The sequence below is a fragment of the Arthrobacter sp. 08Y14 genome (genome assembly GCF_002929455.1).
Taxonomy (GTDB): Bacteria; Actinomycetota; Actinomycetes; order Actinomycetales; family Micrococcaceae; genus Arthrobacter_B; species Arthrobacter_B sunyaminii.
In genome coordinates this window covers 963,518-988,916 of record NZ_PJIX01000001.1, presented here as the reverse complement: position 1 = coordinate 988,916, position 25,399 = coordinate 963,518, and the positions used below count along the sequence as shown (strand labels likewise).

Here is a 25,399-nt window from a genome sequence, read left to right as displayed (position 1 = left end):
GGCTAATCCTTTACGTCGAAGCTGCGGAAGATCAGGCGGAGGGCAAAGGTGGCAATGACAATGGTCGCAATGACCACCACCACGCCCATGGCAGCCGCCTGGCCGATATCGAAGCCCAGGAACGCCCGTTGGTAGATGTAGAACGGGAGGTTGGCACTGGCGGTCCCGGGACCGCCGGCGGTCATCAGATAGATCTGGTCAAAGGTGTTCACCACGTAGATGGCCCCGAGCAGGACACCCAGCTCGATGTACCGGCGCAGCTGCGGAAGGGTGACCGAAATGAACGTCCGCCACCACCCGGCACCGTCAACCTGCGCCGCTTCCAGCACGTCCTTGGGCTGTGACTGAAGACCGGCAAGGACCAGCAGCATCATGAACGGTGTCCATTGCCAGACCAGGGACATGAGGATGGAAGCGATCGGATGCGCTGAGGTCCAGTCCACCGGGGAGATCCCCACCAGTCCGATCAGCCAGTTCAGCAGTCCATAGCTGGGGTTCAGGATGGATACGGACCACAGCAGGGAGCCGGCCACCGGCATGATCAGGAAGGGGGTGATCAGAAGGGTCCGGACCACCCCGCGGCCGGCAAAGGAGCGGTCCAGGAGGATGGCGAACACAATGCCCAGAAGCATCGCGAAGAACACGCAGCCCAGGGTGAAGATCACGGAATTCAACGCGGCCTGGCGGAACGTGGAGTCTGCGAAGATTTCGATGTAGTTGGAGAGCCCCACAAAGCGGTCACCCTCGGGATTGAGCAGGTTCCAGTTCTGCAGCGAGTACCAAATGGTGAAGAGGAACGGAACCTGCGTCACCACCAGCGTGAAGATCAGCGCAGGCAGGAGCGGGCTGCGGCGCCGCCACCCTTCGGCCCTGGACATGCCGCGGGCCTGGCGCTGCTCAGCCTCCCTCCGGACTTTGGCGTGGTGCTTGTCTACCAGGGCGCTCATTTGTTCTCTCCTGACTGGTAGCTTTCCGCAACGGTTTCGGCATAGCGCTGTGATTGTTCAAGGGCTTCGGGCACTGTTTTCTGTCCGGCGATTGCGGCGGAGATCTGTTGGGCAACACGGGTGCCGAGGTCCTGGAACTCCGGGATGCCCACAAACTGCAGTCCCGGATACGGCACTGAACCGGTCATGCTGGTCTCCTGCGAGGCCCCGGCCATGGCCGTCAGCGTGGGCTCCGCATAGGCCTGGGCGACGTCTGCGAATTCGGGAATCTCATAAGTCGACAGTCGGCTGCCGGGCGGGACGCGCTCCCAGCTGATCTTGTCCCCCACCAGCTGGATGTAGTCCTTGTTGGTCATCCAGGAAACAAAGTCCCAGGCAGCATCCTTCTTTTCGCTGGTGGCGGGAATGGCCAGGGACCAGCTGTACAACCAGCCCGAGGAGTCGGTTTCCTGCACGGGGGCCTGGGCGTATCCGGTCTTTCCCACCACCAGGGACGAGGCAGGGTCTTCCACGGTGGAGACCATGGAGGTGGCGTCGTACCACATTGCCGCGTTGCCCTGGCTGTACTGGGTCAGGCAATCACCAAAGCCGGAGGTGGCCGCACCCGGCTGTCCCGAGTTACGGACCAGATTCACGTAGTCGGTAACGGCGGCCTCCACCTCGGGTGAATCCAGGGTGGCGTTCCAGTCCTGGTCGAACCAGCCTCCGCCGTAGGTGTTCATCATGGTGGTCAGGGGTGCCATGACCTCGCCCCAGCCGGCCAGCCCGCGCAGGCAAATGCCGGAAAAGCCGTTGTCCGGGTCATGGAGCCGCTCAGCGAACGCGCTGATGTCCGCCCAGGTGGGGTTGGGCGGCATGACCAGGCCGGCTTCCTCGAACAGATCCTCACGGTAGGCGAGAAAAGAGGATTCCCCGTAGAAGGGCACGGAGTACATGTCGCCTTCGTAGCTGAGGGACTCGCGGATATTCGGAATGAAATCGTCCGGGTCGTAGCCGGGAGTGTTATCTGCATACTCCTGCAGATTGGTAATCCAGCCATTCTCCGCCCACATGGGCGTCTCATAGTTGGAAATCATGACGACGTCGAACTCCCCGCCGCCGGTGGCCACCGACGCCGTGATCTTGGCACGGGCCTCGTTTTCCGGGAGGGAGACAAATTGGGGGTCCACATCCGGATACTGGGCCCGGAATTCGTCCTCGAGGGAGATGGCGTCAGTCATCTGCGGGTTGGACACGATGGCCACCACAATCTCCTCGGGGCCGTCGGCGGAGTCGCTGCCGCATCCTGCCAGGATGAGCGCCAGGGCCGCAGCGCCCGCTGCCGTGCTCCTTCCGGAACTCCGCCTGCGGCCACCGAGCGTGCTGCGTTCTGCTCTCATGCGTCACCTTTGCTCATCTGAGAATTGCTTTCTGCTCATTTGGAGGGAACTCTAAACAGATAGACTCGAATGAGCAATAGGTTGCGATCTTTCGAAGACAGGCGGGGTCGAATCATTACCGGTACAGATGCGTCCCATGAGGAATTGCTGGCCAGGATTGGCCGCGACTATTACCTTCACAACCATTCGAAGGTTGATATTGCCCGCCGGTTCGGCATTTCCCGATTTCAGGTCGCCCGTTATCTGGAAGAAGCACGCGCGCTGGGCATTGTGCGCATTGACATCCGTTTCCCCGCCTCCGTCGCGGGCCTGGATCCGCAGCAGCTGGCGGTTGAGCTCGGCGTGGAACGCGTCCGCATCTCGCCGACGGGCGCTGATGACCGCAGCACCCGGGAGGCCATGGCCAGAAGTGCGGCCGAGGAGTTGATGGCGGCGGCGTTCGACGGCGCCACCCTGGGAGTGTCATGGTCCCGGACCCTGGACCTCGCGGCCGGATATGTGACGGACCTGCCGCCCTGCGAAATTGTCCAGCTGGCAGGTGCACTGCCGGTTCCCGGCAGCGGCAATTCGCTGGAACTTATTCAATCTCTGGGCCGGCTGGACGGCGTGGAAACCTGGCCGCTTTGGGCGCCGCTGGTGGTGGAAAACGCCGCGACCGCGCAGAGCCTTCGCCGGCAGCCCGAGATTGGCGAGACCCTCGCGCAGGCCAACACCCTGGATGCCGCAATCGTTGCCGTGGGCGCCTGGCAGCCCGGGCTGTCCACCGTGTGGGACCGGGTGGATAACCGCCTGCGCCTGGAGGCGGCCCGGGCCGGGGCGGTTGCCGAATGCTCGGGCCGGCTGCTGGACGCGTCCGGGCACCCGGTGGTCTCGGAGCTGGATGAACGCGTGCTGGCCGTGACCATAGCCCAGCTGCAGCACACGCCCCGGGTGGTGGCCGTGGCCCGGGGTGCCGCCCGCGTTGAGGCGGTGCGTGCGGTACTGGCCGCGGGGTTCGTCACCACCCTGCTGGTGGATGAAGAGCTCGCCGCGGCGCTGTCCGGCGGTGCCCCCGCCTGACAAGCGGTATGGCTTAGGTCGGCCGCCCCGCGGCCAGGTCCTCCAGCGTTGTCCGGGCGCCGTGCTCATGCAGCGAGGTCAAGGCGGCCGTATAGGACTGGACAAAGCGGTCATTGGACGCGAGATCTCCGAAGAGATCCCGGTCTTCAACGAAGGCGAGCGGGTCAGTGCGGTTCCGCGCGGCGGCGGCCATCAGGGGCTCGCGGAGCCGGTCTACGACGTCGATTGGTGCGCCCTGCTCGTCCGTTCCCTCGGCGTAGCGCGCCCAGCTTGCCACGATCGCTGCCGAGCGGTGAATTTCTCCCCCCGAGGCCAGGTTCTCGCGGATCACCGGCAGCAGCCACTTGGGAATCCGGTCCGAGCTTTCGGCGCACAGCCGGGCCAGTGTGTCGCGGACGTGCTCATTGGAGAACCGTTCGATCAGCCGGTGCCGGTAGGCATCCAGATCCACCCCGGGCAGCGGCGCCAGTGTGGGGGTTGCCTCCCGGACCATGTAATCCAGCAGGAAACCGGAAAACAGCGGATCCCGGCACACTTCGTGGGCGTACCGGTAACCGGCAAGGTAGCCGAAATAGCACAGGGCCTGGTGGCTGGCGTTGAGCAGGCGCAGCTTCATGAGTTCGTAGGGTTCCACATCATCCACCACCTGGACCCCGGCGTCTTCAAAGGGCGGGCGGCCCTGCGGAAAGTGGTCCTCCAGGACCCACTGCTCGAAGTCCTCGCTGACTACCGGCCAGGCGTCCTCCACTTCGAAGTCCCGGGCAACCATCGTCCGGTCCTCATCCGTGGTGACCGGCGTAATCCGGTCCACCATGGAATTGGGAAAGGCTACGTTCTCCTGCATCCAGGCGCCCAACTCCGGATCCCGCAGGGAGGCGAAGGCCGTGAACATTTTCCGGGCCACGTCTCCGTTGCCCTGGATGTTGTCGCAGGACATGACCGTGAACGGCGGCAGCCCCCTGTCCCTCCGGCGCTGCAAAGCCGCACAGACCAGCCCGAATACGGTGGTCGGCACGGCGCCCGGCTGCAGATCCGCCGCTACTGCGGGGTTCGCGGCGTTAAAGTCGCCGGTCACGTGGTGGAAGTTGTAACCGCCCTCGGTGATGGTCAGTGAAACGATTCGGGTGCCGGGTGCGGCCATTTTCTCGATGACGGCTTCCGGGTCCTCGGGAGCCAGCAGGTATTCGATAATGGAGCCGATGACGCGGCCCTCACGTGTGCCGTCCGGGTTCTTCAGCACCAGCGTGTACAGGCAGTCCTGCGCATCCATCACCGTCTTCATGGCCGAGTCTCCCGGCAGGACGCCCACGCCGCAGATCGCCCAGTCCCTGGCGCCGCCGTCGTTCATCAGACGGTCCACATACATCGCCTGGTGCGCCCGGTGGAACCCTCCCACCCCGAAGTGGACAATACCCACACTCAGCTCGGAGCGGTCATACCCGGGAACGGAAAGCCGGGCCGGGAGCCCGGACAGGGACGCGGAATTGAGCTTGTTCATGGTTCCACCTGGGGCCTGAGTCGGATAGGTGCGGCTCAATTTATCATGTGAGCAAAAGTGTCCTCTCACATGAGCAGTCGTCCTGCCGATAAGCGGTCCTGACCACTGCCACCGACGGTGGCCGCCCTCGTTCTCCCGCCGCCACCGTTGACCAATTTGCGGATTCGGGCCTAGGGTCAACCCATCGTCACCGCGGATGGGGCTGGCTCGGCAACAGTGCGGACGGATGTGAAACAAAGACAAAGGAGTTTTTGTGAGAACACAGCTAGCCGCTTTCCAGCAACCACTCGATCCCATCGGGGATTCCCTGGTCCTCTCCGCGGTTCTTGCGGCGTTGCCGCTGCTGCTCCTGTTTGTCCTGCTGGGCGTCTTCCGGATGAAGGCCTACCAGGCAGGGCTCATCTCGCTGGTGCTGTCCATCCTGCTCGCCGTAATCGGCTGGCAGATGCCGGTGGGACAGGTGGCTGCCGCCACCGGGCTGGGGGCGTTTTACGCGATCTTCCCCATCCTCTGGATCCTCATCAACGCCCTGTGGATCTATAAACTCACGGTGGCCACGCCCTGGTTTGAGGTCCTGGGCAGGACCATCCGCTCCATCTCGGATGACCTGCGGATCCTGTCCATCCTGATCGCCTTCTGCTTCGGGGCACTGCTGGAATCCCTCGCCGGTTTTGGCGCACCGGTGGCCATCGCAGCAGCCATGCTCATGGCAGCGGGCATGAAGCCGCTGAAATCGGCCATTGTGGCGCTGCTGGCCAACACCGCTCCGGTTGCCTTCGGCGCCATGGCCGCCCCGATCATCGCGCTGAACGGTGTGACCGGCATTCCGCTGCAGGAGCTGTCCTCCATGACCGGGCGGCAGACCCCGTTTATCGCCCTGGTGGTGCCGCTGATCCTGGTCTTCCTGGTGGACGGAAAGCGCGGCCTGAAACAAACCTGGCCGGTGGCCCTGGTGAGCGGATTTGTGTTCGGATTGGCCCAGTTCGTCGCTTCCAATTTCTTCGTGGTGGAGCTGACCGACGTCGTGGCCGCCGTTGCCACCGTTATCGCCGTGCTGCTGATGCTCCGCGTCTGGCAGCCGGCCGAAACCATCGGCATGTCCGGCCAGGTGCAGGAAGACCTGGAGGTTCCCGCTGATTCGCGGGAAACGGTAGACGCCGCGGGTTCCGGCAGTACAACAGACATTCTCGACGGATCCGGCACGGCAGAGCCGGTCAAAACCGGCCGCGGGCGGCGCGCGGCAGCCCTGCCGGCCGCTGGCGCAACGGCGGCCGGCTCCGCGGGGACAGACTCCGCGCCCCCGGCGGGCCCCGGGTCCACGAGCAACACCGCCCGTCCCGATGCCCGCAGCGTATGGATGGCCACCGCCCCGTACCTGATCATCATTGTGGTGTTCTCACTGGCCCAGATACCGGCCATCAAAACCTGGCTGACGTCCATCGGCAGCGTCACCTTTCATTGGCCGGGACTGGACGTGGTGGACTCCAACGGGAAGGCCGTTGCCGCCCAGACGCTGCGTTTTGACCACATCCGGGCCACCGGCACCCTCCTGCTGTTCTCCGGGATCCTGACTATGATCCTGTACCGGATCCGGCCCCGCGAAGGCGCGAAGGTGTACGGGGAAACCCTGAAGCAGCTGCGCTGGACCATTGTGACGGTCTGCGCTGTCCTGGCCCTGTCCTTCGTGATGAACCTGTCCGGGCAAACCACCACGCTGGGCGTGGCCCTGGCCTCCGCCGGCGGATTCTTTGCCCTGCTGTCACCGCTGCTGGGCTGGATCGGTGTGGCGCTGACGGGTTCCGACACCTCCTCGAACTCGCTGTTCGGCCAGCTGCAGGTGGCAGCGGCCAACGAGACGGGCCTGTCCGCCACCCTGATGGCGGCGTCCAACTCGTCCGCCGGAGTGCTCGGCAAGATGCTCTCCCTGCAGAACCTGGCCATCGCCTCGGCTGCGGTGGGACTGGAAGGTGCAGAGAGCACGCTGCTGCGCAAACTCATCGGCTGGAGTCTGGGCCTGCTGGTGCTGATGACACTGCTGATTTGGCTGCAGTCAACGTCCATTCTCGGTTGGATGGTGCCGTAAATGAGCATCTTCTCCGACTCCGATTCGACCGTGGGACTGCCGGATCCCGCTCCCAGCGCCACCCTGCTGGGCCTCGCCCCGAACGCGTCCATCGAACCCGGACACCGCGAGCAGGCCAGCACCGACCGCTCCGGTTTCGTGGCCCAAACGCATCCGGACGGTGTGGTGTTTGCCGAGTCCGCCGAGGACGTGGCGGCAACCCTGCGTCTGGCCACCCTGCACCGCGTGCCGGTGGTGCCCCGCGGTGCAGGCACCGGGCTGGCCGGCGGATCGTCCGCCCGCACGGGTGAGGTGGTGCTGGATGTCTCCCGCATGAACCGGATCCTGCGCATCGACCCGGTGGAACAGCTGGCCGTGGTCCAGCCCGGGGTCCTTAACGCTGAAATCAATGCGGCTGCCGGTGAATACGGGTTGTTCTATGCCCCGGATCCGGCGAGCACGGCCATCTGCTCCATTGGCGGCAACATTGCCACCAACGCCGGCGGCATGCGCTGCGCCAAATACGGGGTGACCCGCGAATCCGTGCTGGCGCTGCGCGTCATCCTCGCCGACGGGCGCGAACTGCGCACCGGACGGGAAACCATCAAAGGGGTCACGGGCTATGACCTGAACGCGCTCATCATCGGCTCCGAAGGAACCCTCGGCGTCGTCGTTGAAGCCACGCTGCGGCTGCGGCCCACGCCGGTGGCCACTGCCACCGTTGCTGCCTTCTTCCCCGACGTCGAAAGCGCCGCCCGCGCCGCGTCGGCGGTGGTGGCCGCGCGCATTCAGCCCTCCATGATGGAACTTATGGACGGGCCCACGCTGGAAGCCGTGGATGCAGCCACCGGAACTGACTACCGGTCCCGCGGAGCGGCTTTTCTCCTGGTGCAGACCGACGGCTACGGCGCCTTCCTGGAACAGGACGTGGTGCTGGAAGCCGTGCGCCCCTTCGCGGGCTCCTGCGGAAAGGCGGCCGACGACGACGAGGCAGCGGCCATGGTCAGCGCCCGGCGGGATGCGATCCCGTCGCTGGAACAGATGGGACGGGTGTCCATCGGCGACATCGGCGTGCCGCGGGGAAGGCTGGCCGAAGCCGTTACCGGGCTCGAAGAGATTTCCGCTGCCACCGGGGTCCGGATCTTCACCATCGCCCATGCCTCCGACGGAAACCTGCATCCCATGATCGTGATGGATCCCGAGGATTCGGTCACGGAGGGTCCGGCCAAGGATGCCCTGGGGCAAATGTTCTTCCTCGCGAATCGGCTCGGCGGCACCCTGACCGGTGAACACGGGGTGGGGCTGCTGAAACGCGACTGGGTGGGCGCCGAGCTGGGCGACGTGTCAGTGGGAGTGCAGCACTCCATCCGCCGCGCACTGGATCCGCTGGGCATCCTCAATCCCGGAAAGGCCATCTGAGCCTGGCAGCATCGGGGCACCAGACAGGAGCGGCACCGCGCCGGGCGACTTTAATCGGGGAAACGAATGGCAGCCATATCCGGAGTGGGCGCACTTTTCGCCCTCCCGTATTTCCTCATCGTTGCGGCGGTCGCCGTTCTATCGGTGTGGGCGCTGGTGCTGCTGATCATCTTTCTGCGGCTGCGCATTGCCGAGATGCGCTCAGCCGCCTCCGGGCAGGGCGCCCCGGGCACCGGACGACTCGGCTAGCGCCTCCCGCAGCGCCAGGCACACCACGACCCGGCCGCCAGATATGCCCCTGAGAGCAACCGGTTCACCAAGCTGGGGTTCATCCGATCACTCGTCCTGGCGGTCAGGCTCATGGGTGCTGGCGTTGCTTTCTTTGTGCTTCCTTCGAAAGGTGGCGGCGCACAGCCTTTGTCGAAATGAAGCACAATGCTGAGCTCACCAGCTGAGGCCATGTCGGCACCAATGAGCCTCGGGGTCGACGGACCCCGTTTGTTCGGTGACTAGGAAAAACGATCAACGACACGCTGTGGACGACACGCCAGAGGAGCGAGGACACGCCTTGAATTTGTGGCTGTGCATTCGCTTTGCACAGCCTGTGGAGAACGTGCGGGCGAGCCGCTCAAATCCGCCAATTTCCTGGACGCATCCTGTGCATTGACTGTGGATGAACGGCACGGTGAATGACATAGTTGTAATACATCATCTTGTGGTTCCCAATGGGGCTGCGCACTAGATGTAGTGTCTCGATGTAGTCTTAGTCGGCAACGCAAAAAGGCCCATTAAGGGATTCCCGCCCTTAACAAGCCTTGATGCTGCGCTCGCAATAAACAGGGGTCACCGAGTTTGTTTGAGCTCTTTAAACATTTGTCGTTTCAAGAGAGACACTACATGCTCGGTAGCCGCACACCAAAGCTCTTCCGGTGTGCGATTCGACTCCTGCTGTCGTATTCATCAACAGTAAGGAGCTCATTATGGGTACCACTATCAGGCCTGGCGACGCCGCGCCGAACTCAGGGCAGTATGCAATCGTCGGCCCTCGTGGAGGACTGACTAACCAGGAGCGCACGGCGGTACGTGGGAAGCCCATGCCGCCTACGCCAAAGGCGGGGCAGAGCTACGTCCTTGTCGATCGCACCAAGAACGCCGCCGGACGGGGCAGCAAGTGAGTCGCGTTCAGGCCCTGGCGGGGCTGGCGCCGGAGGCGCGCGTGCGGCGGGTCAGTTCGGCAATAGCGGGATCGAAGTGCTATTGGGAGGTATTCGACGTGTGCTGCTGTGAGTGGCGGCGCATTCGCGTCCTAGGCTAGCGCCGCGAGGGGCCAAGTGTTCCTGCTTGGCCCCTCATCTTCGCGGCACTAATTTAACTTTCCGCATTCATGTCGACGTCGCCCCCTAAGGATGGCGCGCACCACTGCTTCGGCAATGCAGAGGCAGGTCAGCCTAGGGCTGTCGGCGTCAGATTCGACCGCGCAATAGCGGGGCAAAGCCTTATCGACAACGTAATGTCTTCGGGAAGTGCAAGGTCCCCGTTCTCTACATATTGATTCCATGAGCCTTGAAACGAATAATCAGAGTGTCGAGATGGCCGCATTAATCATTAGTGCCATTGGCCCACTGCTTACCATGCTTGCGGTATCAGCGCTGGAACGCCGCAACGCGCGCCGTATTGCAGAGGATCTACGGGTAGCCAAGGAAAGCCGATTCTTGGCATGTAAACAGGTCAACGGCGGAACTTATCGTCGTTGTGGGGAACGGCATAAGTCGCGTCCGTCAACGTCATACTGGGACCACCACGAAGAACGGGACCGAACGCTCTAGGGCAGACGCTACGGGTAACTCGGCAAAGTCTGATCCCGCAGCGCCAGAAAGACCACGTCGCGGGCCAGCGGAAGGGCGCTGAACCGGACTCCCGTGGCATCCCGGACGGCATTGGCCAGGGCCGGAGCCACGGGGTTGAACGGACTTTCGCTCATCGACTTGGCACCCATGGGCCCCAGCGAGTCGTTGGTCTCTGCAAAGTAGATCTCCGTGCGCGGGACATCCGCGAAAGCCGGCACATGGTATTCGCGCAGGATCTTGGTCTGCACCTCGCCGGTGCTGCTGACCCGGACCTTTTCAAACAGTGCCGCACCCAGCGCCTGGGCTATGCCGCCCTCAATCTGGCCCCGGCACTGCAGCGGGTTCATGACCACTCCGGCGTCCGCCGCATGCACGCTCTGCAGAATCCGGATTTCACCCGTACCGGTGTGCACGCCCACCCGGAAGCCCTGCACATTGAACGCCACGGACCGCGGCGTTCCGCCCCAGCGGCCCTGGGCTGACAGGTCGATCCCTGCCTCCCGCGCGCGGGCTGCGACGTCGGCCAGCGCTATCCGCTCGCCGTCGCACTCCACCGCGTCCGGCAGCAACCTCACCTGCGCCGAGGTGTTGGAAAACAGGGAAGCGGCAAAGCCCTTGAGCAAAACAGCCAGTTCCTCCGCCGCGGCGAGGGAAGCCTTGCCCGCCACTACGGTGCCGGTGGAGCCGTAGGCGCCGGTGTCATGTTCCACCAGATCGGTGTCCGACTGGCGGATGACAACCCGGTCCGCCGTGGTGTGCAGCGCGGTGGACGCGAGCTGGGTGTGCACGGTGGTGGTACCGTTGCCGAATTCGGAGGTGCCGACGTCGAGCCCGTACCGTCCGTCTTCCTGCAGCCGGATCCGGGCGTGGCTCATATGCCCGCGGGGCGGAACGGTGTCGATCATGGCAACGGCGGTGCCGGTGCCAACCCGCCACTCCTCGTCCAGATCTTCGCCGGAGATTTCCGCGGACAGTTTTCCCCGTTCGAGCGCAGCACGGACCAGTTCCACGCACTGGTCCAGCCCGTAGCTGCCGTAATGCACGTCCTCCGCCGGAACCGGCGCCGTGGAGAGCATGGCGTCGCCCCGGGCGATGACATTGCGGCGGCGGAACTGAAGCGGATCCATGCCGATGCCGCGCGCCAGTTCATCCATCGCGGACTCGACGGCGAAAATCATCTGGCTCAGTCCGTAGCCGCGGAAGGCTCCGGACGGAACGGTGTTGGTGTAGACGGCCCGCGCGTCGACTTTCTTGTTGTCGCACCGGTATACGGCCACGGACTCGCCGCAGCCGTGGAACATCACGCCCGGGGCGTGGTTTCCGTAGGCTCCGGTGTTGGTGGTGACATCCAGCTCCAGTGCGGTCAGCGTGCCGTCCCGGCGTGCTCCGGCCCGCACCCGGACGGAAAACGGATGCCGCACGGTGGTGGCCGTGAACTGCTCCTGCCGGGTTAGCTCCAGCTGCACCGGCCGGTTCAGCTTGATCGCCGCCAGCGCGGCCAGGTCCTCGGTGAGCATTTCCTGCTTGCCGCCGAATCCGCCGCCCACCCGTCCGGTGAGCACCCGCACAGATTCGGGTTTCAGCCCGAACACCCGGCACAGCGCCCGCCGGATGAGGAACGGAACCTGCGTGGAGGTGCGCACCACCAGCCGGCCCGCTTCGTCAAAGGAGGCAATGGAGCCATGCGTTTCCAGTGCCATGTGCTGCAGGCGCTGGCTTTCGTAGGTGTTCTCATGCACGACGTCGGCTGCCGCCAGTCCGGCGGCCGTGTCGCCGAGTTCGGAGTGCAGTTCGGCGACGATGTTGCCGGCGGTGCCCGGATGAACCTCGGGTGCGCCGTCGGCCAGGGCGGCACCGGTGTCCAGAACCGACGGGAGCAGTTCGTATTCCACCCTGAGCGCACGCACGCCTTCGGCAGCGGCGCCCACGGACGCGGCAACAACCGCGGCCACCCGCTGGCCGTGGAAACGGACCACGTCATCCAGGATCCGGGTGTCATCCGGGTCATCGGTATGCAGTTCATGCTGCGCGGTGGAGAACATCTGTTTCGGGGCATCTTCGTGCGTGAGGACCGCCTCAACGCCGGGCACCGCCAGGGCAGCGCGTGCATCTATGGAAACGATGCGGGCGTGTGCGTGCGGGGAGCGCAGGATTTTCATATGCAGCAGACCGGGCAGCTCCGCTGCCGGCACGTCCATCGTGTACCGGGCACGGCCGGTGACAATGTCCGGGCCGGCCGGAGCCGGAATGCTGGCGCCCACGGTCCGGGCAACAGGAGAGGTTCCGGCCGGGACATCCACCGTGCGGTGCCCGCAGACTGCGTCCCCGATGGCGCGGTAGCCGGTGCATCGGCAGAGGTTGCCCTTGAGGTTCCGGGGCAGGTTCTCTTTCTGCTCCTCGTCGAACGCAGCAGCGGTCATCACCATGCCGGCGGTGCAAAAACCGCATTGGAAGCCCTGTGCGTCCAGGAACTGCTGCTGCATGGGATGCAGTTCCTCCCCATTGGCCAGCCCTTCGATGGTGGTGATTTCCCGGCCCTCGGCACGGACTGCCGGATAGAGGCAGCTGTGCACGGGCTTACCGTCAACATGGACGGTGCAGGCACCGCAGTCACCGGCATCGCAGCCCTTTTTGACGCCCAGATTGCCTTGTTCCCGCAGGAAGGTGCGCAGACACTGGCCGGGGAAGGGCGCGGCCTCCACCTCGGTCTTATTGATCCGGTAGGTCACAGCAACTCCTCCTTCGAGCCGGATGCGGCCAGCTCGGCCCGGATTTCTTCGGCCAGCCGGTCCGTCATGTAGTGCCGCCATTCGGGCAGGCCGTGGACGTCGTCATGCCAGAGTTCGCCGTCGATCTGCTCACTGAGTTCCGTCCGGAGCTCGACGGCGGTAGGCAGCGAGGGGAACCGAAGCTGGACCGGACGCTTCGTGGCGGCGGTGATGGTGAGGACAAACCCGCCGTCCTCGTCCACCCGGCCGATCAGCAGAACCCCGGAGCGGCCCAGATTGGTCAGCGACTGCCGCCGGAACGCGGTCCCGGCCCGCAGGACGGCTGCTGGCAGGGTCACGCTGCGCAGCAGTTCTCCCGGCTCCAGAGCAGTGCGGCCGTCACCGATCACCAGTTCGGCCACCGGGATTTCGCGGGAAGTGCCGCCGGGGGAGTGAACCAGCGCAACGCCGTCCAACGCAGCGGTCAGAGCCGTCATGGGGCCGGCGGGCAGGCCGGTGCAGATGTTTCCGCCCACCGTGGAGACGTTCCAGACTTTGAAGGAAGCCACAAAGGAATCGCAGCACAACTGCACCAGATCCAGCGCCCGCCACTCAGCCCGGACGCCGGCAGGGGCCGTGCCGGGAAAGGCGTGCAGCTCCGCGATGGTGCAGGTTGCCGCAATCTCGAGTCCGCCGTCGGACACGCTCAGCGGTTCCCAACCTGCGGCGGTGATGTCCAACAACCGCTGCAGGGAGTCGCTGCCGTAGGAGAAAAGCACGGTTCCGCCGGCCAGCCAGGCATCTCCGGGACGCCAGTCGCTGGGGTCACTGGTGCGGACCAGTTCGGAAACGGTGGGCATGTCCATAGATGAATCCCTCAATGGCTGACGTGCTGGCGGGTGAACGGATGGATGGGGCCGCTGAGCGCGCGCAGGGGCTGCCCGCTAACGGCGGCACCGGAACGTGCTGCCACTATTTCGGCGAAGACGGACAGTGCGGTTTCCTCGGGTGTCGCGGCCCCGATGTCCAGTCCGATGGGAGAGTGCAGCTTTGCCGTCTCAGTTGCGCTCAGCCCGGCGTCCCGTAACGCGGTCATCCGCTGTTCGTGGCTGCGCCGCGATCCCATGGCGCCGACATAGGCCAGGTCCAGGCGCAGCGCCTCGATCAACACCGGGATATCGAACTTGGCGTCATGGCTGAGCACACAGACCACGGAGCGGGCATCCAGGCGTCCCGCCGAGGCTTCCTCTCTCAGGTATTGGTCCGGCCACTGCACCCGCACTTGATGGGCTGCGGGGAAACGTTCCGGAACAGTGAAGGCGGGCCGGGCATCGCAGACGGTCACGTGGTAACCGAGCAGCCGCCCCTGCCGGGCAAGGGCGGCCGAGAAATCATTCGCGCCGATCACCAGCAGCCGGGCAGGCGCAAGCCGGGACTCAAGGAACAACACCGGACCGCCAAGCTCCACGATCCCCGTGCGGCCGGACGCCAGCAGAGGTGCCAGCCGTGCGGCGGCATGCGCCGGGTCCATATCCAGCATCGCAGCCAACGCTGCCCCGTGGTCGGCAAGCAAACCTGCGGTCGAGGCGGCGCGGCGCGGGTCGGGGACCAGCAGCAGCTGTGCCGCATTGTTCTGTGCTGTGCCTCCGGCGTTCTGTGCTGTGCCTCCGGCGTCGATTCGCCGGACGAGGGCGCAGGGGGCAACAGGCTTGGGGATTACGGGAAAGGTGCCGGGTTGGAGGAGCTGGATCAACACCTCCAGGGTGCCGCCGCAGCTGAGCCCGACGGCGAAGGCATCAGTATCGCTGTAGCCAAAGGATTCAACCCGGGGCTGGCCGTCAGCGAGGACCTCCTCGGCCACGGCAACCACAGCGGCTTCCACGCATCCGCCTGAGAGGGACCCCGTGATTCGGCCGGTCTGGTGGATGAGCATGGAGGTGCCAACCGGGCGCGGCACGGATCCGGACGCGCGGACGATGGTTGCGGCGGCGCAGGGAAAGCCGTCCGCCGTGGCCGCAGCCAGTGCGTCAAGCATGTCAAGCATGCGCCCCTGCCCTCCAGCGATACCCGCCGGCGGCTGACCGCCACCGGCTAACCCAGTAACCAAAGCGGTGAGTTCCCCCTGCCCCAGATGCCGGGCAGAGGCCTTAAATCCGCAAACAATGACATTGATGAAACATACTAGGGCATTTTTTGAGCATTATGGCGGGCGGAAAGAAATATAAATGTCAGCACGACAATGTAAATTTCAGCACCGCCGGGAACCAGATCTGCCGTAATTGTTTCAGGTAATTGCACGGAAGCCTACCACGGCAATCCGCCGTGCGGGACACCCCGCTGCTTCATATTCGAAGGGAGGGTGTCACCGCGGATGTAAGGTGGTCGCGTGCGGACGGTTAGGCCACCGGCGCAGCAAAACCCGGCCTCCATGCGGGCCGGGTGGTTGGAGCAGGACCCGGCCTCTTGGATCAGCAGACAAGCCCACTGAGCTGGCCCCGGGAGGGGTCTGCATGCCCGAGGATGTCCCATGACTGTTTCCATGCCAGCCGCCACCAATACCACCGCCGCACCCGTCGCTTCAGCAGCACCTGCACCCGGCAGCGGCCGCTTGTGGGTGAAGAATCCGCTGGCCGCCTTCACCGCCAATGAGCTGGATGCCGCAGGTGGCCTGGTGATCGAGAACGGGGTTATCACCGAGGTGCTGGCCGCCGGGCAGAGTCCCGCCGCGCCCTGTGCAGAGGTGTTTGATGCCTCTGCCCACGTGCTGCTGCCGGGGCTGATCAATACGCACCACCACTTCTATCAAACCCTCACCCGTGCCTGGGCGCCGGTGGTGAACACCCCGCTGTTCCCGTGGTTGAAGAACCTGTATCCGGTGTGGGCGCGGCTGACCCCGGCGGATCTGGAGCTGGCCACCACCGTGGCCCTGTCCGAGCTCCTGCTCTCCGGCTGCACCACTGCCGCGGACCATCATTACCTCTTCCCCGACGGGCTGGAGGACGGCATCGACGTGCAGGTGGACGTGGTCCGGAAACTGGGCATGCGGGCCATGCTTACCCGCGGCTCCATGACGCTGGGGGAGGACGACGGCGGCCTGCCGCCGCAGCACACCGTCCAGGCGCCGGACGTGATTCTCGAGGACAGCCGCCGGCTGATCCGGGACTATCACGAGCGCGGTGACGGCGCCGTGATCCAGATTGGCCTGGCCCCCTGCTCGCCGTTCTCGGTGACCCGGGACATCATGCGCGACAGTGCGGCGCTCGCCGAGGAATATGACGTCCGGCTGCACACCCACCTGGCCGAAACCATGGACGAGGAAGCCTTCTGCCTGGAGACGTTCGGGCTGCGGACGGTGGATTACCTGGAGAGCGTCGGCTGGCTGGGGAACCGGACCTGGCTGGCGCACGGTGTGCACTTCAATGACGACGAGATTGCCCGCCTGGGTGCCGCCGGCACCGCCGTGGCGCACTGCCCGACGTCGAACATGCGCCTGGCCAGCGGCATCGGCCGGATGGCGGAACTGGAGGATGCCGGTGCTCCGGTAGGGCTGGGAGTGGACGGCTCGGCCTCCAACGACGCCTCCAACCTGATCCTGGAGGCCCGGCAGGCCCTGTATCTGCAGCGGCTGCGCTACGGCGCCGAAGCCATCACGCCCGAACGTGCACTGGGCTGGGCCACCAGGGGATCTGCACGCGCCCTGGGCCGGAAGGATGTGGGCGAACTGGCGCCGGGCCGGCAGGCGGACCTGGCGATGTTCCGGCTGGATGACCTGCGCTTTTCCGGCAGCCATGATCCGCTCTCGGCCCTGCTGCTCTGCGGGGCGGACCGTGCGGACCGGGTGATGGTTGGCGGCAACTGGCGCGTGGTGGACGGTGCGCTTCCGGGCGTCGATCTGCCGGCACTGATTGCCCGGCACACCGCGGCGGCCCGGAGGATGGTGGCGGGTTAGGCCTCCGGGATTCTGAAAAGGCCCGGAACCGGAAGCAATACATTCCCGTAAAAACGGCAGATTGTTTGCACAGAATTAACACCCGTGAAACAAGACGCCGTTTTATTCTGCAATATTTATTTACCTGTTGACAGATTTGCCCGCGCTCGCTCACACTGTCGGAAATAGCAATTCCAACTGCCGGAAACATCGAATCAAGTCGGCGCCGCCGATGGTCAAGGGTGTTCAGCGCCGGCAATGGAACAGATCTACCGAAAGCTGACACCCGTGCGCCCAGAACCATATTTCGAGTCAACCCCGGGAACCGCCGCAGAGTCACCGGTTCCGGACTTCCTGGCAGCCTTCAACAGGGCAGGATACGCCGAGGCTGAAGAAATGCTCCGTCCCTGCCTGGACATTCAACGCTGGTGCAATGAAATTGCCGCAGCCCGGCCTTTCGCCACCCCCGGCGAACTGCTGAGCTTCGCCGAACTGGCGGCGCCGGACTTCACTGAAGCAGAGATCGACGGTGCCCTGGCCCGCCATCCGCGGATCGGCGAGCGCCCCGCCGGAGCGGGCACTGAAGCCACCTTCTCGCGCGGCGAGCAGGCCTCGGTCACCGGGCTGGACGACGTCCAGGAGCAGCTGACCGCCGGCAACCGCGCCTATGAAGACAAGCATGGGCGGGTCTTCCTGATCCGCGCGGCAGGCCGCAGCGCCGAGGAGATCCTCGCCAATCTGCAGGAACGCCTGGAGCACACCCCGGAGGAAGAAGTTCCCCTCATTGCAGGCCAACTCCGGGACATCGCCATCCTGCGTCTGGAAGGACTGCTCTCTTCATGACCCGCAGCCACGTCACCACCCACATCCTGGACACCGCTGCCGGGAAGCCGGCTTCCGGCGTCGCCGTATCGCTTTGGGGGAGCGGGGAAGGCGGTTGGACCCGGATCGGGGACGGAACCACGGACGACGACGGCCGGGTGGGCAGCCTGGGCCCAGAACGGCTGGAGCCGGGAACCTACCGGATCGACTTCGCCACCGGAGAGTACTTTGCCGCCGCCGGCACGGAGACTTTCTTCCCCAGCGTTTCCCTCACTTTTGCCTTGACCGACGCGGGCCAGCACTACCACGTACCGCTGCTGCTGAGCCCCTTCGCCTACTCCACCTACCGAGGAAGTTGAACCATGACTGAAACAACTCAGGCCCCCTCAGAGGAGAGGGCAGACAACACCCGGATTGTCCTCGGCAACAACCAGTACGGCAAAGCCGAGGTACGCCTGGTCAAGGTCACCCGAGACACCGCCCGGCACCGGCTCGAAGACCTCAGCATCACCAGCCAGCTGCACGGCGACTTCGAAGCCGCGCACACGGAGGGAGACAACTCCCACGTAGTGGCCACCGATACGCAGAAGAACACCATCTACGCCTTCGCCCGCGACGGCGTCGGCTCACCGGAGGAGTTCCTGCTCCGCCTGGAGCAGCATTTCACCGGCGGATTCGACTGGGTTTCCGGGGGCCGCTGGGCCGCCGAACAGTACTTCTGGAACCGGATCAGCGACCACGATCACGCCTTTGCCAAGGACAAGTCCGAGATCCGCACCGCGGTGCTGGTCTCCGAAGCCGGCCGCCAGCACCTGGTCTCCGGCATCAGCGGCCTGACGGTGCTCAAGTCCACCGGCTCCGAGTTCTCCGGCTTCCCCCGGGACCGCTACACCACCCTGGCCGAGACCACGGACCGGATTTTGGCCACGGATGTCACCGCCAAGTGGCGCTACGCTCCGGATACGGATGTGAGCAGCCTGGACTTCAACGCTCTCTACGCCTCCGCCCGCACCCTGCTCCTGGATGCCTTCGCCAACACGCACTCACTGGCCCTGCAGCAGACCATGTTCGAAATGGGTAAGGCCGTCATCACCGCCCACCCGGAGATTGACGAGGTCCGGCTCTCACTGCCGAACAATCACCACTTCCTGGTGGACCTGGCACCGTTTGGCCTGGACAATCCCAACGAGGTCTTCTTCGCCGCGGACCGCCCGTACGGTTTGATCGAAGCCTCCGTGCTGCGCGAAGGCACGGCCGCCGATTCACCGGTCTGGAATACCGTGGGCGGTTTCTGCTGATGAGCCGCAAACAGCGCTCCAATGCCGCCGGCACGGCCGGAACCGCAGGCCGCCCGGAAGACGCCCGGCTGCCGCTGGGCAGCACCTTCGCCTACGGCTTCCAGCACGTGCTCACCATGTACGGCGGGATCATCGCCCCGCCGCTGATTGTCGGCACCGCTGCCGGACTGGATCCCGCCGACGTCGGCATGCTCGTGGCCGCCTGCCTCTTCGTGGGCGGCCTGGCCACCCTGCTGCAGACCATCGGCATCCCGTTCTTCGGCTCCCAGCTGCCCCTGGTCCAGGGCGTTTCCTTCGCCGGTGTGGCCACTATGACGGCCATTCTCGACGGCGGCGGCGGCCTGCAGTCCGTCTTCGGAGCGGTGATCGTTGCTTCCCTGGTGGGGCTGCTGATCACCCCGGTGTTTGCCAAGGTGATCCGCTTCTTCCCGCCGGTGGTCACCGGCGTCGTGATCACCACCATCGGCCTGACACTGATGCCCGTGGCCGCCAACTGGGCCATGGGGGGCAGCAGCGCCGCCCCGGACTACGGCAGCGTCTCCAACATTGGCCTGGCCGGGCTGACCCTGCTGCTGGTGCTGCTGCTGAGCAAGCTCGGCAATTCCGCCATTTCCCGGCTCTCCATCCTCATCGCCATTGTGCTGGGCACCATCTTCGCCGTGGTGACCGGCAAAGCTGATTTCTCCGCCGTTGGCAGCGGGGCAATCTTCGCCGTCCCGGAGCCCTTCGCCTTCGGCATGCCCACCTTTGAGGCCGCCGCCATTATCTCCATGGTGATCGTCATCCTGGTGACCCTGACCGAAACCACCGCGGACATCATCGCAGTGGGCGAGATCGTGGAAACCAAGGTGGACTCCAAGCGCATTGCCAACGGACTGCGCGCGGACATGCTCTCCAGCGCCCTGTCCCCGGTGTTCAACTCGTTTACGCAGAGCGCCTTTGCCCAGAACGTGGGGCTGGTGGCCATCACCGGCGTCAAGAGCCGGTTTGTGGTCAGCGCCGGCGGCCTGATCCTGGTGATCCTTGGCCTCCTGCCGGTCCTGGGCCGGGTGGTGGCGGCGGTTCCGACGCCGGTGCTCGGCGGCGCCGGGATTGTCCTGTTCGGCACGGTGGCGGCCAGCGGCATCCGCACCCTGGCCAGGGTGGATTACCGCAACAACATGAACTTCATCATTGTGGCCACGTCCATCGGGTTCGGCATGATTCCGATTGCCGCGCCCACCTTCTACGACGAGTTCCCCGCCTGGTTCGGCACCATCTTCCATTCGGGCATCAGCTCCGCCGCCGTGATGGCCATCCTGATGAACATCCTCTTCAACCACATCCGGACCGGAAACCCGAAGAACCCCTCCGTGTGGGCCGAAGGCGCCAACCGGATTGTGCGTCTCGAGGACACGGCGGCGCTGAAGGACGGCGACCACGTGCTGGACGGAAAACTGCTCGACGCCGACGGCCGGGAAGTACCGCTGGCCGCCACCGGTACCGCTGAAACCGATTCCCACTAGGACCATGACTTTGAACTCCTCGCCTCCGTCCACTGAGCCCGCACCCGTCCTCGGCTCCGGCCACCTGCAAAGGCTCGATGCCGTCCTGGCGGACACCGACCGGCTGCTGGTCGACAACTACCCCGGAGACGCCGGCACCCGCCAGCCCGTGCACACTGTCTACATCCCGGCGGACCGCTGCGTGCCGGCCCTGCCGTCAGGCTGGGGGAGAGACGGGCTTGCGGCCGTCGAGGCGCAGGGATCCCTCGGGCAGGGCGGCCGGGGCGGTTTGCCGGGCCTGGCCGAACTGGCGGGCCTGGACGCCGGTCTGGCAGCCGCCGTCGTGCCCCTTGTGGAGGCGAAGCTGCGCACCGAGCCGATCGAGGACCTGCGCCTGGACTTCGAGGACGGCTACGGCATCCGGCCGGACGCGGAGGAGGACGGCCACGCCGTGCTGGCCGCCGCCGCCGTGGCTGACGCCGTGGCTGCCGGAACTGCGCCGCCGTTCATTGGAATCCGGTTCAAGTGCTTCGAAGCGGCCACCCGGGCCCGCGGCGTCCGGACCCTGGACCTGTTCCTCGCCGGCCTGCTGGCCGCCGGAAAACTGCCCGACGGGCTGGTGCTGACCTTGCCCAAGGTGTCCACCGTGGAACAGGTGGAGGCCATGGTCTACATCTGCGGGCAGCTCGAAGAGGCCCACGGTCTGGAACCGGGACGGCTGCGGTTTGAAGTGCAGGTGGAAACCCCGCAGCTGATCCTGGCCGCCAACGGCACCGTGCCCGCGGCGCAGCTGATCCACCGCGGGCGGGGCCGCGTTTCGGCCCTGCACTACGGCACCTACGACTACAGCGATTCGGTGCAGATTGCCGCGCAATACCAGTCCATGGAACACCCGGCCGCGGACTACGCCAAGGCTGTGATGCAGGTGGCGGCTGCCGGCACCGGAGTCCGGCTCTCGGACGGCTCCACCAATATCCTGCCGCTGGGAACGCCCGGGGAAATCCGGACCGCCTGGCAGCTGCACGCCCGGTTGGTGCGCCGCTCGCTGGAACGCGGGTTCTATCAGGGCTGGGACCTGCACCCCGCGCAGCTTCCCACCCGTTTCCTTGCCACCTATGCCTTCTACCGGGAGGGATTCGACGCCGCTGCCCGGCGGCTGGACACCTACGTCCGGAAACAGGTCGGCACGGTCCTGGATGAACCCGCCACCGCCCGGGCACTGGCCCGGTTTGTGCACCGCGGCCTGCTCTGCGGTGCCCTGACCGAAGCGGAAATAGAACAGGGCACAGGGCTGACCGGCGTCGAACTCGCCGCGCTGGCCCATCCCAAAACTGCCGTATCACCCATCAAAGAGAAGGTCCGCTAGATGAACACCCCGCAGCACAACGCCCAACACCGCGGCACCCCGCGCTACTACTCCGCGGCAGGCGGCCTGCCGGCCCAGACCGAACTGCTCACCGGAAGAGCGGCGGTGACCGAGGCGTACACCGTGATTCCGCGCGGCGTGCTGCGTGACATTGTCACCAGCGTGCTGCCCGAATGGACCGATACCCGCACCTGGATCCTGAACCGGCCGGTGGCCGGCGGCGCCACCACTTTCGCCCAGTACCTGGTGGAGGTTGCCCCGGGCGGCGGCTCCACCTCACCGGAACCGCAGCCGACCGTGGAATCCTTCGTCTTTATCCTCGAGGGCACGCTGACCGTCCGCCTGCACGGCGAGGACCATGTCCTGGCTCCCGGCGGATTCGCCTACCTGCCGCCTGACGCACAGTGGAGTGCCTTCAACGAATCCGGGGAACCGGTCAAGTTCCAGTGGATCCGCAAGGCCTATCAGCCGCTGGCGGGCCACATCCCTCAGCCGGTCTTCGGCAGCGAGGCGGACATCGAGCCCACGCCCATGCCGGGCACGGACAACAAATGGCGCACCACCCGGATGATCCCCGTTGATGACGTCGCCTATGACATGCACGTGAACGTGGTGACGTTTGAACCAGGCGCCGTCATTCCGTTCGCTGAAACCCATGTCATGGAACACGGGCTGTACGTGCTGGAGGGCAAGGCCGTGTACCGGCTGAACCAGGACTGGGTGGAGGTGGAAGAGGGCGACTACATGTCCCTGCGCGCCTTCTGCCCGCAGGCCTGTTACGCCGGCGGCCCGTCGAACTTCCGCTACCTCCTCTATAAGGACGTCAACCGCCAGATCCTGCTCGGCGGCCAGCCGTGACCGCTCAGTTGCCGGATATGTCGGCGCCTGAACCCTTTGACCTGGTGATCCGCGGGCATGCCGTACTGACCCCCGAGGGAACCATCCCGGCCGAGGTGGGGGTACGGCGCGGGGTGATTGCCGCCGTCGTGCCCTTAGGGGCCGGGCTGGAAGGGGAGCGGCTCATTGAACTGGCCGCGGACGAAACCCTGCTGCCCGGGCTGGTGGACACGCACGTGCACATCAACGAGCCGGGACGCACCGAGTGGGAGGGGTTCGCCTCCGCCACCCGTGCGGCGGCCGCCGGCGGGGTCACCACGCTGATCGACATGCCGCTGAACAGCATTCCGCCCACCGTGAATGTAGAGGCACTGAACATCAAACGGAACTGCGCGGCCTCGCAGGCCTTTGTTGACGTGGGTTTTTGGGGCGGAGCGGTCCCCGGGAACCTTGCCGATCTGCGTCCGCTGCACGAAGCCGGTGCCTTCGGGTTCAAATGCTTCCTGGTCCACTCGGGCGTCGATGAGTTTCCGCACCTGGAACCGGCGCAAATGGAGGCGGCGCTCGCCGAGCTGAAGACCTTTGACGGTCTGCTGATTGTGCACGCCGAGGATCCGGCAGCCATCCGGGACACACCGCCGGGCAGCGGTTATGCGGGGTTCTTGGCCTCCCGCCCGCCGGCGGCGGAGAACACCGCCATATCCGGTGTCATTGACGCGGCGGCACGCACCGGCGCGCGCGCCCATATCCTGCACCTGTCCTCCGCCGAAGCCCTGCCCCTGGTCCGGGCAGCAAAGGCCGATGGCGTGCGGCTCACGGCTGAAACCTGCCCGCATTACCTCACCCTGCGGGCCGAAGAGATTCCCGACGGCGCCACGGCGTTCAAGTGCTGCCCGCCCATCCGCGGGGACGCCAACCGCGAAGAGCTCTGGGCCGGTCTCGCGGACGGGACCATCGACTGCATCGTTTCGGACCATTCGCCCAGCACCCTGGACCTGAAGGACCTGGAAAACGGAGACTTCAGCGTGGCCTGGGGCGGGGTGTCCTCCCTGCAGCTGGGGCTGGCACTGATCTGGACCGAGGCCCGCATCCGGGGCATTGCGCTGGAGCGGGTGCTGCACTGGATGTCCGCCGCACCCGCAGCACTGGCCGGCCTGGACCGCAAGGGCGGCATCGTGGAAGGCAAAGACGCCGATTTTGCCGTGTTCGCCGCGGAGGACACCTTCACGGTGGATCCGGCGGCGCTGCAGCACCGGAATCCGATCACGCCCTATGCCGGGAAACAGCTCACCGGCGTCGTGCGCCGCACGGTGCTGGCGGGTGCCGACGTCGATCCCGCTGTCCCGGCCGGGCGCCTGCTGCGCCGGTAGGCAGTGATGGCTGCCACAAAGGCATGCGTCGCATTTAAGGAACGGCCAGCGCGGAAAGTAGGGTCTAGGTATGGCTCCTTTTCGTAACAGCCGCGCTGCGTCGCTGCCTGCAAAACTTTCCCGTTCCTGGCTTCTGGCATCGGCTGCCGATGAAGCGAATTTTGGGCCGGCGCTCGCGTCGGAAGCGGACTCCGTGGTGTTCGACATGGAGGACGCAGTACCCGCGGCCGGCAAGGCTGAGGCCCGTGAGCGCGTTGTGGAGGCGCTGTCCACCGGAATGACCGCCTGGGTGCGCGTGAACGGCATCGAAACGGATTACTGGGCCGATGACCTCGCGGCGCTGTCCAAGGCTCCGGGACTGCGCGGCGTCATGCTGGCGATGACCGAAAAGCCGGAGCAGGTCACCCACACGGCCATGCGCCTGCAGGCCGGCACCCCGGTGTTGGCCCTGGTGGAGTCCGCACTTGGCATTGAAAACGCGACGGCGATTGCTTCGGCTCCCGGCACCTTCCGCCTGGCCTTCGGTGTGGGCGACTTCCGCCGCGACACCGGTGCCTCCGACGATCCCATGGCTCTGGCCTACGCCCGTTCCAAGCTGGTGGTGGCTTCCCGCGTGGGGCAGCTTCCCGGCCCGATCGACGGCCCCACGGTTGGTGCTCTGGGCGACAAACTGCTGGACGCCTGCAAGGTCACGCAGTCCATGGGTATGACGGGCAAGCTGTGCCTGATGCCCGAGGCCGCGGACTTCATCAACCACGGACTTTCGCCGAGCGAATCCGAGATCACGTGGGCGCATGAGCTGCTCGAGGCACACGCTGCAGGTGCCGTCGTGGGCGACGGTTCCTACCTGCCGCGACTGGCGCGCGCCCAGAAGATCTCCTCGCTGGCTGACTCCTACGGACTCTGGAACGCCTAGCCTTCCTGAATAGCAGGGCTGCGCCGCCCCCGGCCAGATGTAACTCTCACGGACGTTATGAACGCGTTCGATAGGTGGGCGGCCTTTGATGCCGGTATGGGGCCGGTCTGCCATTTTTGTGCGACCTGCTTCCCGTCCCCGATGAGCGCGTTCGGAGTCGGCCGGAATGCCCCGAAACAAATGCGAGTCCCGTGAGGAAACCCTACTAACGCAGAATACTTGTTCAATCGGCTCGCTTTTCAGTCCGCTGCCTTATTTTTTCGGCAACACCATCGATTGCACTGAAAAGTAGTAAACACAGCAGGAAAGCAAGTACAAGGAAAAGCGATTCGTACCAGAAATTTCCTTGCTGAAAGACTGTGTAATTAACCAGTCCCAGAATTATGGTCAGGACGAGCGATTTACCTGTTCTCCCCGGCCATGGTGATTTCCGTTTGTCGGTTTCTGCGACGGGTCCAT

20 protein-coding genes are annotated in these 25,399 nt (G+C 65.3%); 14 read left to right on the top strand and 6 right to left on the bottom strand.

Features of this window, described 5'->3' with window-relative positions:
• Positions 1-2: 2 nt before the first annotated feature.
• The gene (locus CXR03_RS04680; protein WP_104102249.1) at positions 3-947 is read right to left on the bottom strand and encodes a carbohydrate ABC transporter permease; all 945 of its coding nucleotides are present in this window, start codon (positions 945-947) and stop codon (positions 3-5) included.
• Complete coding sequence (locus CXR03_RS04675; RefSeq protein ID WP_104102248.1) at positions 944-2,326, bottom strand: sugar ABC transporter substrate-binding protein; 1,383 nt, start codon at positions 2,324-2,326, stop codon at positions 944-946. Before CXR03_RS04675 ends, CXR03_RS04680 begins: the two co-directional genes overlap by 4 nt.
• A gap of 69 nt (positions 2,327-2,395) precedes the next feature.
• Between CXR03_RS04675 and CXR03_RS04670 the strand changes: the two genes are divergently transcribed.
• Positions 2,396-3,385: a sugar-binding transcriptional regulator gene (locus tag CXR03_RS04670; RefSeq protein WP_104102247.1), complete on the top strand. Its 990-nt coding sequence runs from the start codon at positions 2,396-2,398 to the stop codon at positions 3,383-3,385.
• 13 nt (positions 3,386-3,398) lie between these two features.
• On the opposite strand, the gene CXR03_RS04665 is transcribed toward CXR03_RS04670, so the two are convergent.
• Positions 3,399-4,883: a mannitol dehydrogenase family protein gene (locus CXR03_RS04665; RefSeq protein ID WP_104102245.1), complete on the bottom strand. Its 1,485-nt coding sequence runs from the start codon at positions 4,881-4,883 to the stop codon at positions 3,399-3,401.
• A 253-nt stretch (positions 4,884-5,136) separates the two neighbouring features.
• Between CXR03_RS04665 and CXR03_RS04660 the strand changes: the two genes are divergently transcribed.
• The 4 genes from CXR03_RS04660 (at position 5,137) to CXR03_RS18120 (ending at position 10,190) form a co-directional block, all read left to right on the top strand.
• Positions 5,137-6,966, top strand: coding sequence for an L-lactate permease (locus tag CXR03_RS04660; RefSeq protein ID WP_104102243.1), 1,830 nt, complete (start codon positions 5,137-5,139; stop codon positions 6,964-6,966).
• The gene (locus tag CXR03_RS04655; RefSeq protein ID WP_104053319.1) at positions 6,967-8,364 is read left to right on the top strand and encodes an FAD-binding oxidoreductase; all 1,398 of its coding nucleotides are present in this window, start codon (positions 6,967-6,969) and stop codon (positions 8,362-8,364) included. It begins immediately after the preceding gene.
• A 66-nt stretch (positions 8,365-8,430) separates the two neighbouring features.
• Complete coding sequence (locus CXR03_RS04650; RefSeq protein ID WP_104102241.1) at positions 8,431-8,613, top strand: hypothetical protein; 183 nt, start codon at positions 8,431-8,433, stop codon at positions 8,611-8,613.
• A gap of 1,307 nt (positions 8,614-9,920) precedes the next feature.
• Positions 9,921-10,190 carry a hypothetical protein gene (locus CXR03_RS18120; RefSeq protein ID WP_146070455.1) on the top strand — a complete coding sequence of 90 codons (270 nt, stop codon included), beginning with the start codon at positions 9,921-9,923 and terminating at the stop codon, positions 10,188-10,190.
• A gap of 8 nt (positions 10,191-10,198) precedes the next feature.
• Here CXR03_RS18120 and CXR03_RS04640 read toward each other — a convergent pair whose 3' ends face one another.
• The 3 genes from CXR03_RS04640 to CXR03_RS04630 are packed head-to-tail and all read right to left on the bottom strand — an operon-like array spanning position 10,199 to position 14,963.
• Complete coding sequence (locus tag CXR03_RS04640; protein ID WP_258073487.1) at positions 10,199-12,940, bottom strand: molybdopterin-dependent oxidoreductase; 2,742 nt, start codon at positions 12,938-12,940, stop codon at positions 10,199-10,201.
• The gene (locus CXR03_RS04635) at positions 12,937-13,785 is read right to left on the bottom strand and encodes a xanthine dehydrogenase family protein subunit M (RefSeq protein ID WP_104102836.1); all 849 of its coding nucleotides are present in this window, start codon (positions 13,783-13,785) and stop codon (positions 12,937-12,939) included. Before CXR03_RS04635 ends, CXR03_RS04640 begins: the two co-directional genes overlap by 4 nt.
• Before the next feature lie 11 nt (positions 13,786-13,796).
• The gene (locus CXR03_RS04630; RefSeq protein WP_104102237.1) at positions 13,797-14,963 is read right to left on the bottom strand and encodes an XdhC family protein; all 1,167 of its coding nucleotides are present in this window, start codon (positions 14,961-14,963) and stop codon (positions 13,797-13,799) included.
• 495 nt (positions 14,964-15,458) lie between these two features.
• Between CXR03_RS04630 and CXR03_RS04625 the strand changes: the two genes are divergently transcribed.
• From CXR03_RS04625 to CXR03_RS04585, 9 genes are all read left to right on the top strand, one after another.
• Entirely contained in the window at positions 15,459-16,868 is a 1,410-nt protein-coding gene (locus CXR03_RS04625) for an 8-oxoguanine deaminase (RefSeq protein WP_104102834.1), read from the top strand.
• 333 nt (positions 16,869-17,201) lie between these two features.
• Positions 17,202-17,690, top strand: coding sequence for a 2-oxo-4-hydroxy-4-carboxy-5-ureidoimidazoline decarboxylase (gene uraD, locus CXR03_RS04620; RefSeq protein ID WP_258073532.1), 489 nt, complete (start codon positions 17,202-17,204; stop codon positions 17,688-17,690).
• Positions 17,687-18,028, top strand: coding sequence for a hydroxyisourate hydrolase (gene uraH, locus CXR03_RS04615; protein ID WP_104102235.1), 342 nt, complete (start codon positions 17,687-17,689; stop codon positions 18,026-18,028). The genes uraD and uraH overlap by 4 nt, the downstream gene beginning before the upstream one ends.
• 3 nt (positions 18,029-18,031) lie before the next feature.
• Positions 18,032-18,967 (top strand): factor-independent urate hydroxylase, encoded by a 936-nt coding sequence (pucL, locus tag CXR03_RS04610; protein ID WP_104102233.1) that lies wholly within the window; start codon positions 18,032-18,034, stop codon positions 18,965-18,967.
• Positions 18,967-20,472, top strand: a complete 1,506-nt coding sequence (locus CXR03_RS04605) for a nucleobase:cation symporter-2 family protein (protein WP_104102231.1) — start codon at positions 18,967-18,969, stop codon at positions 20,470-20,472. The genes pucL and CXR03_RS04605 overlap by 1 nt, the downstream gene beginning before the upstream one ends.
• A 4-nt stretch (positions 20,473-20,476) precedes the next feature.
• Complete coding sequence (locus CXR03_RS04600; protein ID WP_104102229.1) at positions 20,477-21,817, top strand: aldolase/citrate lyase family protein; 1,341 nt, start codon at positions 20,477-20,479, stop codon at positions 21,815-21,817.
• A complete protein-coding gene (locus CXR03_RS04595; protein WP_104102228.1) occupies positions 21,818-22,675 on the top strand; it encodes a bifunctional allantoicase/(S)-ureidoglycine aminohydrolase in 858 nt (285 codons plus the stop codon). It abuts the gene before it with no gap.
• 17 nt (positions 22,676-22,692) lie between these two features.
• Positions 22,693-24,024 carry an allantoinase AllB gene (allB, locus tag CXR03_RS04590; RefSeq protein WP_104102833.1) on the top strand — a complete coding sequence of 444 codons (1,332 nt, stop codon included), beginning with the start codon at positions 22,693-22,695 and terminating at the stop codon, positions 24,022-24,024.
• A 70-nt stretch (positions 24,025-24,094) separates the two neighbouring features.
• Complete coding sequence (locus CXR03_RS04585) at positions 24,095-24,940, top strand: CoA ester lyase (RefSeq protein WP_104053310.1); 846 nt, start codon at positions 24,095-24,097, stop codon at positions 24,938-24,940.
• The last annotated feature ends 459 nt before the right edge of the window (positions 24,941-25,399 follow it).

What these genes read in the sequence shown, in the direction of transcription:
- CXR03_RS04680 (WP_104102249.1), bottom strand. Translation starts at nt 947, where the DNA reads ATGAGCGCCCTGGTAGACAAGCACCACGCCAAAGTCCGGAGGGAGGCT.
- CXR03_RS04675 (WP_104102248.1), bottom strand. Translation starts at nt 2,326, where the DNA reads ATGAGAGCAGAACGCAGCACGCTCGGTGGCCGCAGGCGGAGTTCCGGA.
- CXR03_RS04670 (WP_104102247.1), top strand. Translation starts at nt 2,396, where the DNA reads ATGAGCAATAGGTTGCGATCTTTCGAAGACAGGCGGGGTCGAATCATT.
- CXR03_RS04665 (WP_104102245.1), bottom strand. Translation starts at nt 4,883, where the DNA reads ATGAACAAGCTCAATTCCGCGTCCCTGTCCGGGCTCCCGGCCCGGCTT.
- CXR03_RS04655 (WP_104053319.1), top strand. Translation starts at nt 6,967, where the DNA reads ATGAGCATCTTCTCCGACTCCGATTCGACCGTGGGACTGCCGGATCCC.
- CXR03_RS04650 (WP_104102241.1), top strand. Translation starts at nt 8,431, where the DNA reads ATGGCAGCCATATCCGGAGTGGGCGCACTTTTCGCCCTCCCGTATTTC.
- CXR03_RS18120 (WP_146070455.1), top strand. Translation starts at nt 9,921, where the DNA reads ATGAGCCTTGAAACGAATAATCAGAGTGTCGAGATGGCCGCATTAATC.
- CXR03_RS04635 (WP_104102836.1), bottom strand. Translation starts at nt 13,785, where the DNA reads ATGGACATGCCCACCGTTTCCGAACTGGTCCGCACCAGTGACCCCAGC.
- CXR03_RS04630 (WP_104102237.1), bottom strand. Translation starts at nt 14,963, where the DNA reads ATGCTTGACATGCTTGACGCACTGGCTGCGGCCACGGCGGACGGCTTT.
- CXR03_RS04625 (WP_104102834.1), top strand. Translation starts at nt 15,459, where the DNA reads ATGCCAGCCGCCACCAATACCACCGCCGCACCCGTCGCTTCAGCAGCA.
- uraH (WP_104102235.1), top strand. Translation starts at nt 17,687, where the DNA reads ATGACCCGCAGCCACGTCACCACCCACATCCTGGACACCGCTGCCGGG.
- pucL (WP_104102233.1), top strand. Translation starts at nt 18,032, where the DNA reads ATGACTGAAACAACTCAGGCCCCCTCAGAGGAGAGGGCAGACAACACC.
- CXR03_RS04605 (WP_104102231.1), top strand. Translation starts at nt 18,967, where the DNA reads ATGAGCCGCAAACAGCGCTCCAATGCCGCCGGCACGGCCGGAACCGCA.
- CXR03_RS04600 (WP_104102229.1), top strand. Translation starts at nt 20,477, where the DNA reads ATGACTTTGAACTCCTCGCCTCCGTCCACTGAGCCCGCACCCGTCCTC.
- CXR03_RS04595 (WP_104102228.1), top strand. Translation starts at nt 21,818, where the DNA reads ATGAACACCCCGCAGCACAACGCCCAACACCGCGGCACCCCGCGCTAC.
- allB (WP_104102833.1), top strand. Translation starts at nt 22,693, where the DNA reads ATGTCGGCGCCTGAACCCTTTGACCTGGTGATCCGCGGGCATGCCGTA.
- CXR03_RS04585 (WP_104053310.1), top strand. Translation starts at nt 24,095, where the DNA reads ATGGCTCCTTTTCGTAACAGCCGCGCTGCGTCGCTGCCTGCAAAACTT.